This is a genomic window from Profundibacter sp., assembly GCF_056498605.1.
Genome location: NZ_JBSMEZ010000090.1, coordinates 1 through 16,319 on the forward strand (window position 1 = coordinate 1; position 16,319 = coordinate 16,319).

A 16,319-nucleotide genomic window follows, 5' to 3' on the forward strand; every position below is an offset into this window, starting at 1 on the left:
GACGAGCTGGCAGATTTCGTAGCGCGGCGCAAATCCGAGGGCGGTGCGCCGACGGATTTCTAAGGTACCGGAATGGTTCGAGTTTTAGCTATCCACTCTACTGGGTTTCGGATTTTGTTAACCTCTGAAGCCTAGCGTCCCGCCATGATCATAAGGATGGGATGAATGCACGGGCTGATTAACCGTTCACTGGAGTGTTTCCTGAACGATACCTACGGCACTGAGGTTTGGCAGGATGTGGCCAAGGCCGCGGACCTGGGGTTTGAAAAATTTGAATCAATGTTGGAATATGATGATGCGCTGACCTACGCGGTGCTGGAGGCCGCGGCGGGGCGGCTTGCGAAATCAACCGATACATTGCTGATGGATATGGGCACTTATCTAGTGTCCAGCCCGAATGTTAAATCCCTACGCCGCCTGTTGCGGTTTGGCGGGGATACGTTCGGTGAATTCCTGCATTCGCTGGATGATTTGCAAGATCGGGCGCGGTTGGCTGTGCCCGAACTGGACCTGCCAAAATTGTGCCTGCTGGGCAGCCCTGATAGCGGTGCCTTCAATCTGGTCTGCAAAGGGCCACATAAGGGGTTCGGCTGGGTGATGGTGGGGCTGTTGCAGGCTATAGCGGACGATTACGGGGCGCTGGTGCTGCTGGAACATCGGGGCGGCGGTGACGGGTTCGAGGAAATATCCATAGCCCTGATTGAAAGCAGTTATACCGATGGGCGGGATTTTAGTCTGGCTGATCCTGTCAGGGCGGATGCATGATGGAAAATATATGCCTGCAACCGGCGTCATTGGCGCTGTTGATGCCAATGTATCTGGTATTGTCTGCGGACGGGAAAATCATTCAGACCGGCCCGACAATAGCCAAGCTGTATCCGGACCGTGATCTATCGGGTATGTCGTTCTTTGACTGTTTTGATGTACAGCGCCCGCATAACACCACCACTGTGACCGATATTATTGCCACGAAAGGCGCCAAGCTGCATTTGACAGTGCAAAACGGCCAGCAAACCACGCTCAAGGCCGTCGGCGTGACGCTGGCAAGCGGGGACGGGCTGTTGCTGGATATGTCCTTCGGGATTTCGGTGGTTGATGCCATTGGCACCTATGATCTGACAATCGGTGATTTTGCGGCAACGGATCTGGCGGTTGAAATGCTTTATCTGCTCGAGGCGAAATCGGCGGCGATGATGGAATCTCGCAAGTTGAACACGCGCCTGCAAGGCGCCAAGATCGCGGCCGAAGAACAGGCCTATACCGATACATTAACAGGACTGAAAAACCGGCGTGCGATGGATCATGTGCTGGAACGGTTTGTCGAGGCGGGTGAAAAATTTGGCCTGATGCAGGTTGATCTGGATTATTTCAAGGCAGTGAATGATACGATGGGCCACGCGGCGGGCGATCATGTGCTGTTGGAGGTTGCCAAAATTCTGGTAGATGAAACCCGCGATGAAGATCTGGTGGCACGGGTCGGAGGCGATGAATTTGTGCTGCTATTTCATCGGCTGACCGATATTGAAAAACTGAACGATATTGCCAGCCGGATCATTGCGCGGATGGAAGTGCCGATTGCGTTTAACGGCGAGCAGTGCCGGATTTCGGCGAGCATTGGCACAACCGTGTCGGATTATTACCAAACCCCTGATGTCGTCAAAATGCTGGGGGACGCGGATTTGGCGCTCTATGCCTCAAAGAATAAAGGGCGGGCCTGCTATACGGTGTTCACAAATGATTTGTTGGGGCGCGCGATGTAGGCCCGCGTGAAAAGGGTGCAAAATTCTGGATGGCCAATTGAAATATAGCAGAAGGGAAAGCTTAGTCGCAGGTTTGCCTTAATGTTTAAGCAAAGAACGTATTTCGGCCTGTTTCAGACATTATTTGGCCCAGAATCTTTGGCAAAACAACCTTGAAACAACACAGAATAAAGAATCGGAGACGACGATGAACTGGCTTACAACAATTACATTCGACCAAATCGGCATGGCCTTCCTGACGGTTTTTACGATCCGCGAAGCGATGATTTTTGCCCTGCCGGACGACATTGCTGGTCCGGGTGGTTGGCTGGTTGATACTGGCTGCTTTGATTGCGAATAAAAAAGTGGCTTGAATGCTGCGGTTCGGGGCAGGTGCCCTGACCATTTGAAAGGGCCTCTGTTGGGGGCCTTTTTTGTTGCCAAACGAATGGGCCCCAAAATGGAAGTGTTGATTGAATAAGGGAATAACGCCATGGTAGCCCGTACGAGAATCGAACTCGTCTTTCCAGGTTGAAAACCTGGCGTCCTAACCGATAGACGAACGGGCCAAACCATGGCGTGAGGCGTATCTAGGCAAAGAGCGGCGAGGGCGCAAGGGGGTATTTGCCCCAAATGAGCAAATTCTTTGTCCGGCACAAACTGCGTTCGGGATTGCTGCGGTCGCTGAAATATAGATATATGAATTCCGTATGAATTGCATATGAAAACCATATGGGGATTTGCACCGTTGTCGGTCGTCTTGGAGCATTGGCAAACACAGGTCGAAACCGGCCACATCGCAACCATCTTGCCGGATGGCTGTCGCGATCTGATTTTCACACCGGCTGCAGGTTGGTTCATCACGGATTTGGCGAAAACATGCGAGCAGGTGGATCTGCAACCGGATGATTCCTACAATGGATTTCGCTTGCACCCCGGGGTTCAGGTGGATCAGGCGGGGCTGCTGGCGTCCTTAAGCGATGATTTGAGCCACGACGCCATTCTAGAGCGGTTGCAAACCTATGTTACCCCTGATGCCAATGTCACCGAAGCGTTGTTGCGTCTATCAGACGGGGCGGAAAATGTGGCGCAAGCGGCGGCGGATTTGGGGGTGCAGACCCGCAGTTTGCAACGTTTGTTAAAACAGCAAACCGGCCGCCGTCCGGTATTCTGGCTCCGTTTGGCGCGGGTGCGCCGTGCCGCCAGCCGATTGACACGCCCGCGAAATCTGGCCGAACTGGCCTATGATATGGGCTATGCCGATCAGGCCCATATGACACGGGAATTTCGCATCTGGCTGGGCACAACGCCACGCCAGATCAGCCGTGATGCGGGCTGGTTAGCGCGGCATCTCGGACTGGGTTACGGGGCTTGAACCGCGGTGCAAATCTCGATCAAAACGCCCTCGGGTAGCCGGACATAGGCGGTGGTCTGACCCCAAGGCATTTCCTGCACCTCCTGCACCAATTCTGCCCCCGCGTTTAGCGCCTTATCCAATGCGCCCGTCACGTCGTCGGTTTCAAAGGCGATGTTAAAGGCGGGGTTTTTTACAGGGGTGTTGGCGGGGGATTTGCCTGTTTGCTGCATCAACTCAGTTGAGGCAAAGGCCAGTTTGGTTTGTCCCGTGTCCAGTTCGCCATAATCCTTGCTTTCATGCAGAAAGGCGGTTTTGAAGCCGAAGGCTGCGCCAAAAAAGGCAAGCGTGGTTTCGACGTTTTGGACATAGAGTATGGTGTAGCGGAAAATCATTTGCTGGCTCCTGATGTGTTGGGTCACACTTCCTTAACTCGGGCGGATCGAACAGTATTGAAGATTTACGACAGAGGAGTTTCGATGGCTAAGCTTGCGCCGCATCTTCCAGTCGCAACTGCACACGCGCGCGGCCACCCCATGTGTTGATTTCCAGCCGCCCCGCCAGATGGAACCGCGCGCCGCCGTGGTTGACCAGCGCCTGACCTAACGGCGTGTCAAACACACCAAAGGCAATCGCCTCGATCCGTGCGCCCATGCCGTCGCCGAATGTCAGCTTTAGATGATTGTCGCCAATGCGTTTGGTAAAGTTGATTTCCACATCGGGAAAGGCAAAACGCGGGGCGGGGGCGCTGGCGCCAAACGGGCCTGCCTGCTCCAGTTGTTCGATCAGATCAACCGTGGCCGCCCCCGGCATCAGGATACCGTCCAGTTTTAGATCGGCGGGGCCGACGTCGCCGGCACCCTGTTTGGCCAGAAGGTCCGTCAGGCGCTTCATTGCGGGTTCCAACTGGTCCCGCGCCACGGTTAGCCCCGCGGCCATTTTATGGCCGCCGCCCTTGAGCAACAGCCCCTCGGTCACCAGTCGCTGGATTGATGCCCCCAGATCAACGCCCGATACCGAGCGGCCTGATCCCTTACCCTCGTCCCCGTCCAGCCCGATGACGATGGCGGGGCGGTTGGTGGCCTCTTTCAAACGCGACGCAACGATGCCGACAACGCCCGGGTGCCAGCCTTCGCCAGCAGCCCAAACCAATGGCGCGTCTAGGCCACGTTGTTCGGCTTGTTCCTGCGCCACATCGCGCACGCTGGCCTCGACCTCGCGCCGTTCAGTGTTCAACTGGTCCAACCGGTCCGCCATGGCGCGGGCCTCATGTTCATTCGTGCAGGCCAGCAGACGTGCGCCAAGGTCGGCCTTGCCAATGCGTCCGCCCGCATTGATGCGAGGGCCGAGCATAAAGCCGAGGTGATAGGTGGTCGGGGCGCTGTTCATTCGCGCCACATCGCCCAATGCCACAAGGCCAATGCGTTGGCGTTGCGCCATGATTTTCAAACCCTGCCGCACAAGGGCGCGATTGACGCCTGTTAAGGGCGCGACATCGGCGACCGTGCCGAGCGCTACAAGGTCCAGCATCGCCATCAGGTTCGGTCCCTTTTGGCCCCCGTCTTGTCCTGCGTCGCGCATTTGGCGGTTCACCTCGACCAGCAGCAGAAACACCACGCCAGCGGCACACAGCTGTGAATAGTTGCCGGTTTCGTCCTGCCGGTTCGGGTTCACTACGGCCACGGCGGGGGGCAGGGTTTCGCCGCCCAAGTGGTGATCCAGCACCACCACATCCGCCCCTTTGGCGGCTGCAATCGGGTCATGGCTGACAGTGCCGCAATCGACACAAACGATCAGCGTGTGGTCACGGGCCAGCATTTCCATCGCGGGCACATTGGGGCCGTAGCCCTCTTTGATCCGGTCGGGGATATAGAGCGTCGCGTCGTGGCCCATTTGGCGCAACCAATCCAGCAGCAGGGCCGCTGAAGTGCCACCATCTACGTCATAATCGGCAAAGATGGCGATTTTCTCGCCGGTTTGGGCGGCCTTTAGAAAACGGGCGGCGGCGGGCTGCATGTCTTTTAACGACAGGGGGTCGGGCAGCAGGTCTTTGATGGTTGGTTCAAGGAAGGTTTGGGCGTCTTGCGGCGTTACCCCGCGGCGCACAAGGATGCGGCACAGGGGCAGGGGCAGGTTGGTGTCTTGGCCCATTGCCTCGGACAATCTGTCATCATCCGTGGTGGGGCCGACCCAGCGGCGTTGGGTAAGCGAGGATGAAACGTTTAGAAAGCCGCTCATTGCGCCGCACCGATGATGGTGTCGGTGGTTTTTGCGGTGACGAATTCACCGTGCAGGTGGGCGATGGCGGTGTCATGGATTTGCTGGGCCGTTAGGGGGGTCGCATCCTGCCACGACATATCGGCATTGCTGGTAAAGGCGGCGCAGGCGTCATGGGCCAGCGTGACGCTAAAGCCCAGATTGGCAGCCATTCGTGCGGAGGTGGACACGCAATGCGGTGTGGTCAGGCCGCAGATCACCAGATCGGTGATATCGCCCGTGCGCAACTGTGCCTCTAGGTCAGTACCGATGAAGGCCGAGTTGACGATTTTCTCTATCACAGGTTCGCCTTTGGCTGGCTGGGCCTCGGGCTTGAAGTCAGCCCCCACTTGCCCCGCCTCAAGCGGACTGCCGGATGTGGTGCTAAGGTGTCTGACATGAAACAGCGGCCAGACCCGAGCGCGCCAATGCCCCAACAGGCGGGCGGCGTTCATTTCGGCATCCGGATTGTTGCGCGCGCCCCAGACAGGGCTGTCAAAGCCCCGCTGGATATCAATCAGGATCAACGCACAAATCATTGGGTTATTTTACTTTATTGCGATACGTCATGCGCCTGACCGATTCGGTTTTGGACCGCATCAGGATGGTCTCGGTGGTCAGAAAACCCGGTTCGCGTTTGATACCATGCACGATGGAACCATCAGTGACGCCGGTGGCGGCAAAGATCACGTCCTCGGTCACCAGTTCGTCACGGGAATAAATCCGGTCCAGATCGGTGATACCGGCCTTGGCGGCGCGGCCCCGCTCGTCGTCGTTGCGGAACAACAGGCGGCCATACATTTGCCCGCCCATGCATTTCAGCGCGGCCGCCGCCAGCACACCTTCGGGTGCGCCCCCTGAACCCATATAGATGTCAATGCCTGTGATTTCGCTCTCGGCGCAGTGCATGACACCCGCAACGTCGCCGTCGGTGATCAGCCGGATCGCGGCCCCCGTAGTGCGCAGTTCGTCAATCATATCCTCGTGGCGCGGGCGTTCCAGCACGCAAACGGTGATGTCGCTCGTGGCGCAGCCTTTGGCCTTGGCCAGTGCCTTGATCCGTTCCGCAGGGGACATATCGAGCGTCACCACATCGGTGGCAAACCCCGGCCCGATCGCCAGCTTGTCCATGTAAACGTCTGGCGCGTGCAGCATGGAGCCGCGCGGGCCCATTGCAATCACGGTCAGGGCGTTTGGCATGTCTTTGGCGGTCAGCGTGGTGCCCTCGAGCGGGTCCAGCGCGATATCAACGCCCGGCCCGTCGCCCGTGCCTACTTCTTCGCCGATGAACAGCATTGGGGCCTCGTCGCGTTCGCCTTCGCCGATCACAATCACGCCGTTGATGTCCAGCATGTTCAACTGGGTGCGCATCGCGTCCACAGCGGCCTGATCGGCGGCTTTCTCATCGCCACGGCCAATCAGTTTGGCCGATGCAATGGCGGCGGCCTCAGACACGCGGGCAAGGCCCAAGGATAACATACGGTCGTGGAATTGGGTGAGTTTGGTCATTGGTTCGGTCCTAGACCTAAACGGTTTCTATTCGGATCGCGACGGGATCTGAGGCAACTACACCGGTTGCGTCAAAGCCTGCAATGGCGTTGTCCAAAGCGTCGCGTGTGGTTTTATGGGTGACGATCAGCACGGGGGCGGTGGATTCTTCGTGGCTGTATTGGCGCATCCGGTCGACTGAAACACCCGCCTCGCCCAGTGCGGTGGCGATTTTAGCCAAGGCACCCGGTTTGTCGTGCAGGGTCATGCGCAGATAGTATGGGGCAGGGGCGGCGGATTTGGCGGGCTTGGCGGCTTCGAGCGTTTTAGCCGGTTGGCCAAAGGTCGACACCCGAATGCCACGTGCAATGTCCAGCACATCCGACATCACGGCGGATGCGGTTGGCCCCTCGCCAGCACCGGCACCGCGCAGCACGATCTGGCCGACGTGGTCGCCTTCCAGCACCACCATATTGGTGCCACCTTCAAGTTGGCCAAGCGGGCTGTTTGCGGGCACAAGGCAGGGCGACATGCGTTGCTCCAGCCCACGACCGGTCATTTGGGCGACGCCAAGCAGTTTGATCCGGTAGCCCATATCGGCGGCTTGCTCGATATCATCAATGGTGATGCGCTCGATCCCCTCCAGTTCGACCGCGTCAAAGGCGACCTGCGTGCCAAAGGCGATGGAGGCCAGCAGCGCCAGTTTATGGCCTGCATCAATGCCGCCAACATCCAGGGTCGGATCGGCCTCCAGATATCCCAGCTGGTTGGCTTCCTCGAACACTTCGGCGTAGGGCAGGCCAGCGTTTTCCATACGGGTCAGGATATAATTGCAGGTGCCGTTCATCACGCCCATCACGCGTTCAATCTGGTTGCCCGCCAGCCCTTCGGTCAGGGCCTTGACCACGGGGATGCCACCGGCAACGGCGGCTTCAAACCGGATCACACGGCCCGCGTCTTCGGCTGCTACCGCCAGTTCCTGACCGTGTAGCGCCAGCATTGCCTTGTTTGCGGTCACAACGTCCTTGCCAGCCGCAATTGCGGCCTCGGTTGCGGCTTTGGCGGGGCCATCAGCGCCGCCCATCAATTCAACAAACACATCCACGTCGTCGCGCTGGGCCAGTTTTACAGGATCGTCCTCCCACGCGTAAGCCGACAGGTTGACGCCGCGGTCTTTATCGCGGACACGCGCGGAAACGGCGGTGATCACCACAGGACGACCCGTGCGGGCCGCCAACAGGTTGGCCTTTTGGCGCACGATTTTCACAACGCCCGCACCCACGGTTCCCAGACCGGCGATTCCAAGGCGTAAAGGTTTGGTCATGTCGCGCATCTCCGGTGGTTGTTGTGTTGGGTTTCTCTAGCGATAAATCGGCGGCGGCGCAACGCGGCTGACAGCCTTATCTGTGGCGGGCAATGGCGGTGTGCATTCGGGCGCGGGTGGCGGCATCAATCACGGGTCCGCGCAGGCGGGCGGCGCGGGCATTCAGGCGGGCAATACGCGATTGCAGGCTCAAAACGGTTTCTTCGGTGATCTGCACCTCTTTGGCGCCTGCAATCAACTGGTCAATCGGCAGCAGGTTGGGATAGTCCGCTTTGCGGGCTGTCGGGGACACGGCATTGTCCAGTTCGGGGAAATCGCTGCATCCGGTCAGCAGTGCGGTGGTTAGGGCAAGGGCAGGGATAATGCGCAACATCAAGGGATTCCTGTAGCAGTTGCGGGATCATAAAGCGGGAGGCGCGTCCTTTACAAGCAGGGCTTTGAATTGAACGCATGTTCAGATAAACTCTGCCTATGGCACGTAAAACAGGTTCCCATTCCCAGATCACCGGCCCCAAGGTGCGCGCGGCAGCATCACGGCTGTTTGCCCGCCACGGGTTTGCCGCTGTTTCGATGCGCCAGATCGCGGGCGAGGTCGGGGTGCAGGCGGGGGCGTTGTATTTATATACGCCCGACAAACAGACGCTGCTGTTTGATCTGATGCGCGAGCATATGGAGGATTTGCTGGCGGCTTGGGGGGCGCAAGTTAAGGACGAGGGGCCGCTGGAGCAGCTTGAGGCGTTTGTGCGCTTTCACATCGGGTTTCATCTGGACCGGCCGGATGCGGTGTTTATCGCCTATATGGAATTGCGCAACCTGTCAGAGGCGAATTTTGCCGCGATTGAGGGGCTGCGCAAGCGGTATGAGGATGCGCTGGAAGAAATCTTGCGACTGGGGCAAAAGACGGGCGTGTTTGGCGTGCCGGATACCAAACTGGCAATGATGGCACTGATTGCCATGCTGACCGGTGTGAACACCTGGTATCGCGAAGGCGGGCGGCTGTCGCGCAATATGGTCGAGGAAATTTACTGGGATATGGCGCGCAAGGCGGTTGCCGCATGATCTGCGCTCGATCTTTGGTGCGGATGTGGGTAGAGGTGCGCGACCACCTAGGAGCCACACATGCCTGACACAGAGATTCTTGCCACCGTAATGCCATCAACCACACGGCGCTTTGCCGGTTTGCTCATGCTGGCCATATTGGGCGGCTTGCTGGTCTATGTTGCGTTGGCGACCCCGCCCGCATCATTGTTATGGAAGTTTTTTTTGCTGGCGTTCGGGGGCGTGGTGCTGTGGTTGGCAGAAAAGATGCGCCGTGCCACGTTGATCGGGGTGGTGCTGACGCAAGACGAGTTGCGCACGACGGACGGGCAGGTATTGGTGCGGGTTGATGACATGCTGGGCGTTGTGCGCGGATCATTTTCGCTAAAGCCGTCAAACGGGTTTTCAGTGTTGACCCGCGCGCGTCAGGAACGGGCATGGGCGCCAGGGATCTGGTGGCGGTTTGGCAAACGTGTCGGGGTTGGCGGAGTTACGGCGGCATCGCAAGCCAAATATATGGCCGAGATACTGGCCGCCATGCTGGCCGAGCGCGGCATTGGCCGGTAAGGGCATACGTTAAAGGCACCGGAAATACCGATGCCTTTGGTTTAGAATATAGTATCGAATTTAGTGCCCGTTGCCCCATTGCGGTGGGGTAAACCGTGGGCGTGTGGCGATAAAGTTATCAAGCGCATAAGGGTCTAGGCCGACGTTAAGGAACGGCACATACTGCATATGTGTTTCGACGAGGACCAAGCTGTCTCCGTGGCCCATAACCGGAATTTGGCTTTCAACCTCAAGCTGCATTGTCGCTTGTGTCAAAGCTTGTTTGCCATTGGTCCCGTAAGACCATTGCAGAATGTGAGTGCCATCAGTGTCATCCAGCGGATCTTCGGTGTCGAACTGAACAAGGCTGACACGAACCCAGGTAGGGTTGGCGCTGGCGGCCAGAAAATCATAGACCGTATTCAGTCCGTTAATGTAATTTGGGCCAACAAACGGGTTCTCGCGCGAAATCATATCGCTGATTGTATATGCGGCCTTTAAGTTAACGCTACGGACGCGAAAGGCGTCAAAATAGACGGCCATAGCCACGATTGCCCAAGCCAAAATCGGAAAGATAATGACCGCCTCGGTTGTTGCTGTGCCGCCTTCATCACGGGCAAAGCTGCGGATTCTGTTCAGCATATATGACATTTCATACCTCATGACGGCTCATTCACGAAAGCCGAACTTGTAACCAGGGCATAGCCACCCAACGCGTCTTTTTTCAGGCTTATTCCCAGCGTGGTTGTCGGGAATACAGGTTGGAAAACCGAACAGACACGCACCAGCACCATTTCATGTGCTATCCCCGGGTTCAGGGTGACAGCCGGATTGATTTCTTCGTCGCGGTTTTTACAGGTCGTGTCCGTGGCAAGCGGGGCCCAGGTTGTTGTGCTGACAGGGCGCAGTTCAATCAACAGGCTGTCCATACAGCCCGGAACAACGGCTGCCCGCTGACAGATCAATGTACGCAATGCATCTTGCGTCGGGTTAACGAAATGCCCCAGCCGCAAATCCCGAACTGTTAAATCAACAGCACGTTCCAGCATCACCTGACGGATCGTTAGGATGCCAATCTCGACGGAAGACAGGAACATCGTAATCAGGATCGGAAACATGATCGCAAATTCGATTGTCGCGTTCCCGTCTTCCCGCTTGCGCAGGGACCGGAACTTTGACCGAAGGTTTCTTGCGAAATGTATCACTGTGTCAACCTCAGACTGTTCAGCTGTGCGGCGATTGAGGCGAATGCCTCGGAGATTTCAACGCCATCCACGGGGAAGTAGTGGCCCGCAGATGTGGCGCAATTTGTAAGCTTGGCCGCGTTGCTGTCAGTCACTTCAAAGCCGATGGTGAAGATCAGGACATCGTTGCTTTTTGCGGCGGAACAGATGTTGTTCATGCGCGTGTCTTTTAAGTTTGGGTGCACATAGTCATAGGTGCCATATCTCCAATAGTTATAGCTATAACCGGCTGGGTCCATCAGATATTTGGCTATATAGCGCACGCTCGCATGGTCATACAACTCCACATAGGACAGCTGCTCCATACCGCTACGCGGGGTGCTACTCCAGTATCCAGAAGTGCTTTCAAGATAGGTGCGGAAATATTTTTTGGAACCGCTGCGGTTCGGATTGTAAATCGCATACCGGTCACGCCCGCTGCTATCCAGTTTGTGCCAGACGTTTGACATGTTGTCAGCTGGGTCTACGTAACCACCCGAAACTTCGGGTTCTAAATAATACTGGCTAGTGTTGGCACCATCCGACATTAGCACGATAACCTTTAACGTGTTTGTCTCGGTGTAAGAGAACGGGCGGCCATCAAATTTACTATCGATATCGCCATCGCTAATCAGCGATGAAACCACTGATTGTGTGGATGGATCAAGCATTGCTGCGCCCCATTTAAGGCCGATATCTGCAGAGGTATTGCCAGATGCTTCGAAAGCGTCGACATAATTCTTCAGTTCTACGTTGTCTCCTGACAAAGGTAGAATTGCGCGTTCAGTAACCGGCGGACAGGGTCTAAGCCGCCAATTGACCGGTTTCGTTCTGTACTGGGAATTCCAAGGCGCGAAATGCCCTGTGCGCTGCAATTCTGCCCCAGTTGACAATGCGGTTGTATCAAAATCCGAACTTGCAAAGTCGACACAATGGGAATAACTGTGCTCGGCTGTAACATTATATTTTGACAGCAGGTTCTGACCAACATTGACTTGGGTTGAAAAGGGGATGATCGAGATCGAATAGGTGTCATCCTCTGGTTGGTTCAACAACAGCGTATCAACAAATTCTTTGGCGGCCTCTTTTAGGTCATACAGCTTGGAATGACCGGAAGAAGAATCCCACCCCATTGAGCCGGAAACATCCAGCACCAGAGAAATTTCGACTTTTTCAACACCATCCACTGCGGTACCCGATGCTGATGTAGCAAGTGTGTCCAGACCGCCGGCATCTCCACCATTCCTTAACAGCTTTCTGAACGCATTACTCATAAAGATTGTTTCAATTTTTGGAGTTTGGCCTTCGGGATATGCGGCTGATACCTTACGATAGTTCAACGATGCATCAACAGTGGCCACTGGCGCTAGCCCAGCCATGCCGGATTTGGCAAAATAGTCGTCAAACACCTCTTGGGCGGGAACGGTTTGTTTCAGGCTGGCGGCGGCCAAAAGGGCGCGGTCGGTTGTGTACTGGATTTTTGTGCGCTGATATTCGGAACGCATGACATCCACGGCGATGCCGCCAACGACCAACATGATAACGAAAATATACAGGGAAAAGATGATCAATGACCCGTCTTCGTCCTTGCGGAATTTACACAGCTTCTGGCGCACGGCTGATTTGAAGCCGGTTGCATGCTTTCGTTTTTTCTCATGTGCCTCATTAAGAGTGCTGATAATATCTTGCGTCATAACTCGCCCTTTCCTGAACACCAAAACATATGGTGCCCCCTTCCGCACACACAAAGCATGCCAGCGCATATAGACAGGCGGATGTGGCGGAAATGGGGCGGGATTTGGACGAAAAGGGACAATCTTTCGCCATTTCAATGATTGTTTTGCCATTTGCAGCTGTATTGTTGCCAGACAGGATATAGTCGATCAATTTTGCGCAGAATTGTTTATGCCGCCTGTTTTTTTTGGACCCAAAGAACATTGGGGAAATAAAAGCGCGAATTTGATTCGAGAAAGCAGGTGTAATGTTAACCAAACAGGCCTAGGCTCCAATTATTGTTGAAGGCGCGCGATTCTGCCGCACTTTGTTTATGGAGAGCAAAATGTCCGCAAAAAATGAACCCAGTTTCCGTGAATCCGTCGATATGATGTTTAACCGTGCGGTCGCACTGATGGATCTGGCCCCGGGGCTAGAGGAAAAAATCCGTGTTGTGAATGCGACCTATACCGTGCGGTTTGGTGTGCGACTGCGTGGCGAGATTAAAACATTCACCGGCTACAGATCGGTCCATTCGGAACATATGGAACCGGTCAAGGGCGGCATTCGGTTTTCGCTGGGCGTTAACCAGGACGAGGTCGAGGCGCTGGGCGCTTTGATGACTTATAAATGTGCGCTGGTCGAGACGCCGTTTGGTGGCTCCAAGGGTGGTTTGAGGATTGATCCGCGCGAATATGACGATGCCGAGATGGAGACGATCACGCGGCGCTTTGCCTATGAGTTGATCAAGCGCGACCTGATCAACCCTTCCCAGAACGTGCCGGCCCCCGATATGGGCACCGGCGAACGTGAAATGGCGTGGATTGCCGACCAATACGCGCGGATGAACACCACTGATATCAATGCCAAGGCTTGTGTTACCGGCAAACCGCAGCATGCGGGTGGTATTGCGGGCCGGGTCGAGGCCACGGGGCGGGGCGTGCAATACGCGCTGCGCGAATTTTTCCGCCACCCCGAGGATATTGCCAAGGCGGGGCTGGATGGCACGCTAAAAGGCAAACACATTATTGTGCAGGGGTTGGGCAATGTGGGCTATCACGCGGCCAAATTCCTTAGAGAGGAAGATGATGCCATCATCACCGGCATTATTGAACGCGACGGATCGCTTTATGATCCAGAGGGTTTGGATGTCGAAGCGATCCATAAATGGTTGGCTAAGCATGGTGGCTTGGCGGGTTATATGGACACACATTTCGACAGCGATGGCGCAAAGCTGCTGGAAGCCGAATGTGATATCCTGATCCCCGCGGCGCTGGAAGCGGTGATAAACCTGACAAATGCCGCCCGTGTTAAGGCTCCGTTGATCATTGAGGCGGCGAACGGGCCGGTGACGGCAGGGGCCGATGAAGTCCTGCGCGAGAAGGGTGTTGTGATTATCCCCGATATGTATGCCAACGCGGGCGGGGTAACGGTGTCCTATTTTGAGTGGGTCAAAAACCTGAGCCACATCAGGTTTGGCAGATTGCAGCGCCGCCAGGAAGAATCGCGCCACCAACTGGTGGTGAATGAACTGGAACGGCTGGATCGTTATCTGGGTGACGCTTGGACAATGTCGCCCGATTTCAAGAAAAACTATCTGCGTGGCGCGGACGAATTGGAACTGGTGCGCTCGGGTCTGGATGATACGATGCGCGGGGCCTATCAATCCATGCGCGAAATTTGGCACGGGCGGGATGATGTCGAAGATCTGCGCACTGCGGCCTTTATCGTGGCGATCGGTCGGGTGGCCAAATCCTATGAGGCCAAAGGGCTGTAGGTCGCCAGTAAACAAAACAATGTCGGGAAGCGGCATACATTTTGCGGCTTCCCATTGAATATTCTCTCAGGAATTGGTTTTGTAGAACCAATGCGAATTTGGGGCCCGATTGGGAGAAGATATGCGATTTTCTGGCTGGCAGGTATTGCGCCAAGGCTTAATTGCTAACAAAGGGTGGACGCCGCAATGGCGCAACCCCGAGCCCAAACCCGAATATGACATCATTATTATAGGCGGCGGTGGTCATGGCCTGTCGACGGCCTATTATCTGGCCAAGGAACACGGGCTGAAAAACATTGCCGTTCTGGAAAAAGGCTATTTGGGGGGCGGCAACGTCGGGCGTAACACCACGATTGTGCGGGCCGATTATTCGCAACCGGGCAACAGTGAATTTTACAGCCATTCCCTGAAACTGTGGGAGGGCCTTGAGGCCGACCTGAACTATAACGTCATGCATTCCCAGCGCGGCGTGATCCGACTGTTCCACTCGGACGGGCAGCGCGACAATGCAGTGCGGGCCGGCAATGCGATGATCAACCAAGGTGATGATTCAATCCTGCTGGACCGCGATGCGGTGCGCAAAATGCTGCCCTATCTGGATTATGACAACGCCAGATTTCCGATTTACGGCGGCACGTTGCACCCGCGCGGCGGCACAGCACGCCATGATGCGGTGGCATGGGGCTATGCGCGTGGGGCGGACCAGCGCGGTGTTGATCTGATTCAGAACTGCGAAGTCACCGGCATTGATATTGAAAACGGCCGCGTGCGCGGGGTGCAAACCACACGCGGCGTGATCCGCGCCAAAAAGGTGGCGATGGTGGTGGCGGGGCGCTCTAGCCAAGTGGCGGCGATGGCGGGCATGCGCCTACCAATTGAAAGCCATGTTTTGCAAGCCTTTGTCACCGAGGGGCTGAAACCGGTGATCGACAATGTGATCAGCTTTGGCATGGGGCATTTTTATATCAGCCAATCCGACAAGGGCGGATTGGTGTTTGGCGGCGATCTGGATTTCTACGCCTCTTATGCACAACGCGGCGGGTTGCACCGCAAGGAACAAGTGATGCAGGCGGCAATGACCCTGATGCCGATGATCGGCAAATCCCGCGTGTTGCGGTCATGGGGCGGGATCATGGATATGTCGCCTGACGGGTCGCCAATCATCGACAAGACCCACATTGACGGGCTGTATCTGAATGCGGGCTGGTGTTACGGCGGCTTCAAGGCTGTGCCCGGATCGGGCTATTCATTCGCCCACCTGCTGGCGACGGGCAACCACCACGAACCAGCGGCGCGGTATCAACTGGGACGGTTTGAAACCGGCCATTTGCTGGATGAGGAGGGAACAGGTGCGCAACATAACCTACATTAAGACCTTGGCGCTGTGCGTCGCAATGGCATTGCCCGCCCATGCGCAATCCGCCCCGCCACAGGGCTGTTACGTGCGTGACTATTCGGCAGAGCATCTGGCAAAGCACCCAAATCAGGTGGTGGACCGGATCAGTATCAGTTTCCGGCAGAACGCAGGCGACAGGGTTGCGCAAATGTCGGTGCTAACGGCGGATCAGGGGCACGCGGGTGCTGAGGGCCATGGTGGTCAGATGTTTGCGCAATACCTCTATTGTTTTGCGGGCAGTGATGCGGTCAAAAACTGGACCTGTAGCGTGGAATGTGACGGTGGCAACATGGAAATCACTCGTAACGATGGCAAAATACTGGAATTCAGGACCAGCTATCTACTGGTCGGCGAAACCGATGAATGCGGTGGCCCCGTCGATCTGGCCGAAATGGTGGACCAAATGGTGACCTATAGATTAACCCGTGTGGCAGACAGCCAGTGCGTGATTAAGTAACAGACCAA

18 protein-coding genes and 1 tRNA gene are annotated in these 16,319 nt (G+C 56.2%); 9 read left to right on the plus strand and 10 right to left on the minus strand.

Going from position 1 to position 16,319, the window contains the following annotated elements:
* The first annotated feature begins 165 nt into the window (after window positions 1-165).
* The 3 genes from ACWB12_RS08950 (at window position 166) to ACWB12_RS08960 (ending at window position 2,100) form a co-directional block, all read left to right on the plus strand.
* Window positions 166-765 carry a heme NO-binding domain-containing protein gene (locus ACWB12_RS08950; RefSeq protein ID WP_479529730.1) on the plus strand — a complete coding sequence of 200 codons (600 nt, stop codon included), beginning with the start codon at window positions 166-168 and terminating at the stop codon, window positions 763-765.
* Window positions 762-1,760, plus strand: coding sequence for a diguanylate cyclase domain-containing protein (locus tag ACWB12_RS08955; RefSeq protein WP_479529731.1), 999 nt, complete (start codon window positions 762-764; stop codon window positions 1,758-1,760). The genes ACWB12_RS08950 and ACWB12_RS08955 overlap by 4 nt, the downstream gene beginning before the upstream one ends.
* Before the next feature lie 187 nt (window positions 1,761-1,947).
* Window positions 1,948-2,100, plus strand: coding sequence for a hypothetical protein (locus ACWB12_RS08960; RefSeq protein WP_479529732.1), 153 nt, complete (start codon window positions 1,948-1,950; stop codon window positions 2,098-2,100).
* 133 nt (window positions 2,101-2,233) lie between these two features.
* Here the strand turns inward: ACWB12_RS08960 and ACWB12_RS08965 are convergent.
* Window positions 2,234-2,308, minus strand: a tRNA-Glu gene (locus ACWB12_RS08965).
* A gap of 152 nt (window positions 2,309-2,460) precedes the next feature.
* Here ACWB12_RS08965 and ACWB12_RS08970 point away from each other — a divergent pair.
* On the plus strand, window positions 2,461-3,114 hold the full coding sequence (locus ACWB12_RS08970) for a helix-turn-helix domain-containing protein (protein WP_479529733.1): 654 nt from the start codon (window positions 2,461-2,463) through the stop codon (window positions 3,112-3,114).
* On the opposite strand, the gene ACWB12_RS08975 is transcribed toward ACWB12_RS08970, so the two are convergent.
* The 6 genes from ACWB12_RS08975 to ACWB12_RS09000 form a co-directional block, all read right to left on the minus strand.
* A complete protein-coding gene (locus ACWB12_RS08975; RefSeq protein ID WP_479529734.1) occupies window positions 3,102-3,488 on the minus strand; it encodes a VOC family protein in 387 nt (128 codons plus the stop codon). The genes ACWB12_RS08970 and ACWB12_RS08975 overlap by 13 nt on opposite strands.
* Before the next feature lie 88 nt (window positions 3,489-3,576).
* On the minus strand, window positions 3,577-5,331 hold the full coding sequence (gene recJ, locus ACWB12_RS08980) for a single-stranded-DNA-specific exonuclease RecJ (protein WP_479529735.1): 1,755 nt from the start codon (window positions 5,329-5,331) through the stop codon (window positions 3,577-3,579).
* Complete coding sequence (locus tag ACWB12_RS08985; RefSeq protein WP_479529736.1) at window positions 5,328-5,876, minus strand: cysteine hydrolase family protein; 549 nt, start codon at window positions 5,874-5,876, stop codon at window positions 5,328-5,330. Before ACWB12_RS08985 ends, recJ begins: the two co-directional genes overlap by 4 nt.
* Window positions 5,877-5,892: 16 nt before the next feature.
* The gene (gene glpX, locus ACWB12_RS08990; RefSeq protein ID WP_479529737.1) at window positions 5,893-6,858 is read right to left on the minus strand and encodes a class II fructose-bisphosphatase; all 966 of its coding nucleotides are present in this window, start codon (window positions 6,856-6,858) and stop codon (window positions 5,893-5,895) included.
* Window positions 6,859-6,874: 16 nt separating this feature from the next.
* A complete protein-coding gene (locus tag ACWB12_RS08995; protein ID WP_479529738.1) occupies window positions 6,875-8,161 on the minus strand; it encodes a homoserine dehydrogenase in 1,287 nt (428 codons plus the stop codon).
* A 76-nt stretch (window positions 8,162-8,237) separates the two neighbouring features.
* The gene (locus ACWB12_RS09000; RefSeq protein WP_479529739.1) at window positions 8,238-8,534 is read right to left on the minus strand and encodes a hypothetical protein; all 297 of its coding nucleotides are present in this window, start codon (window positions 8,532-8,534) and stop codon (window positions 8,238-8,240) included.
* A gap of 98 nt (window positions 8,535-8,632) precedes the next feature.
* Between ACWB12_RS09000 and ACWB12_RS09005 the strand changes: the two genes are divergently transcribed.
* Both ACWB12_RS09005 and ACWB12_RS09010 read left to right on the plus strand, forming a co-directional pair.
* A complete protein-coding gene (locus ACWB12_RS09005; protein ID WP_479529740.1) occupies window positions 8,633-9,220 on the plus strand; it encodes a TetR/AcrR family transcriptional regulator in 588 nt (195 codons plus the stop codon).
* A gap of 60 nt (window positions 9,221-9,280) precedes the next feature.
* Window positions 9,281-9,766: a hypothetical protein gene (locus ACWB12_RS09010; RefSeq protein WP_479529741.1), complete on the plus strand. Its 486-nt coding sequence runs from the start codon at window positions 9,281-9,283 to the stop codon at window positions 9,764-9,766.
* A gap of 60 nt (window positions 9,767-9,826) precedes the next feature.
* On the opposite strand, the gene ACWB12_RS09015 is transcribed toward ACWB12_RS09010, so the two are convergent.
* The 3 genes from ACWB12_RS09015 to ACWB12_RS09025 are packed head-to-tail and all read right to left on the minus strand — an operon-like array spanning window position 9,827 to window position 12,662.
* The gene (locus ACWB12_RS09015) at window positions 9,827-10,387 is read right to left on the minus strand and encodes a TadE/TadG family type IV pilus assembly protein (RefSeq protein WP_479529742.1); all 561 of its coding nucleotides are present in this window, start codon (window positions 10,385-10,387) and stop codon (window positions 9,827-9,829) included.
* A 17-nt stretch (window positions 10,388-10,404) separates the two neighbouring features.
* On the minus strand, window positions 10,405-10,950 hold the full coding sequence (locus tag ACWB12_RS09020; protein WP_479529743.1) for a TadE/TadG family type IV pilus assembly protein: 546 nt from the start codon (window positions 10,948-10,950) through the stop codon (window positions 10,405-10,407).
* Window positions 10,947-12,662, minus strand: coding sequence for a TadE/TadG family type IV pilus assembly protein (locus tag ACWB12_RS09025; protein WP_479529744.1), 1,716 nt, complete (start codon window positions 12,660-12,662; stop codon window positions 10,947-10,949). The genes ACWB12_RS09020 and ACWB12_RS09025 overlap by 4 nt, the downstream gene beginning before the upstream one ends.
* 365 nt (window positions 12,663-13,027) lie before the next feature.
* On the opposite strand from ACWB12_RS09025, the gene ACWB12_RS09030 reads away from it, so the two are divergent.
* From ACWB12_RS09030 to ACWB12_RS09040, 3 genes are all read left to right on the plus strand, one after another.
* Window positions 13,028-14,458 (plus strand): Glu/Leu/Phe/Val family dehydrogenase, encoded by a 1,431-nt coding sequence (locus ACWB12_RS09030; protein ID WP_479529745.1) that lies wholly within the window; start codon window positions 13,028-13,030, stop codon window positions 14,456-14,458.
* A 121-nt stretch (window positions 14,459-14,579) separates the two neighbouring features.
* A complete protein-coding gene (locus ACWB12_RS09035; protein WP_479529746.1) occupies window positions 14,580-15,830 on the plus strand; it encodes a sarcosine oxidase subunit beta family protein in 1,251 nt (416 codons plus the stop codon).
* On the plus strand, window positions 15,808-16,311 hold the full coding sequence (locus tag ACWB12_RS09040) for a hypothetical protein (RefSeq protein ID WP_479529747.1): 504 nt from the start codon (window positions 15,808-15,810) through the stop codon (window positions 16,309-16,311). The genes ACWB12_RS09035 and ACWB12_RS09040 overlap by 23 nt, the downstream gene beginning before the upstream one ends.
* Window positions 16,312-16,319: the final 8 nt, after the last annotated feature.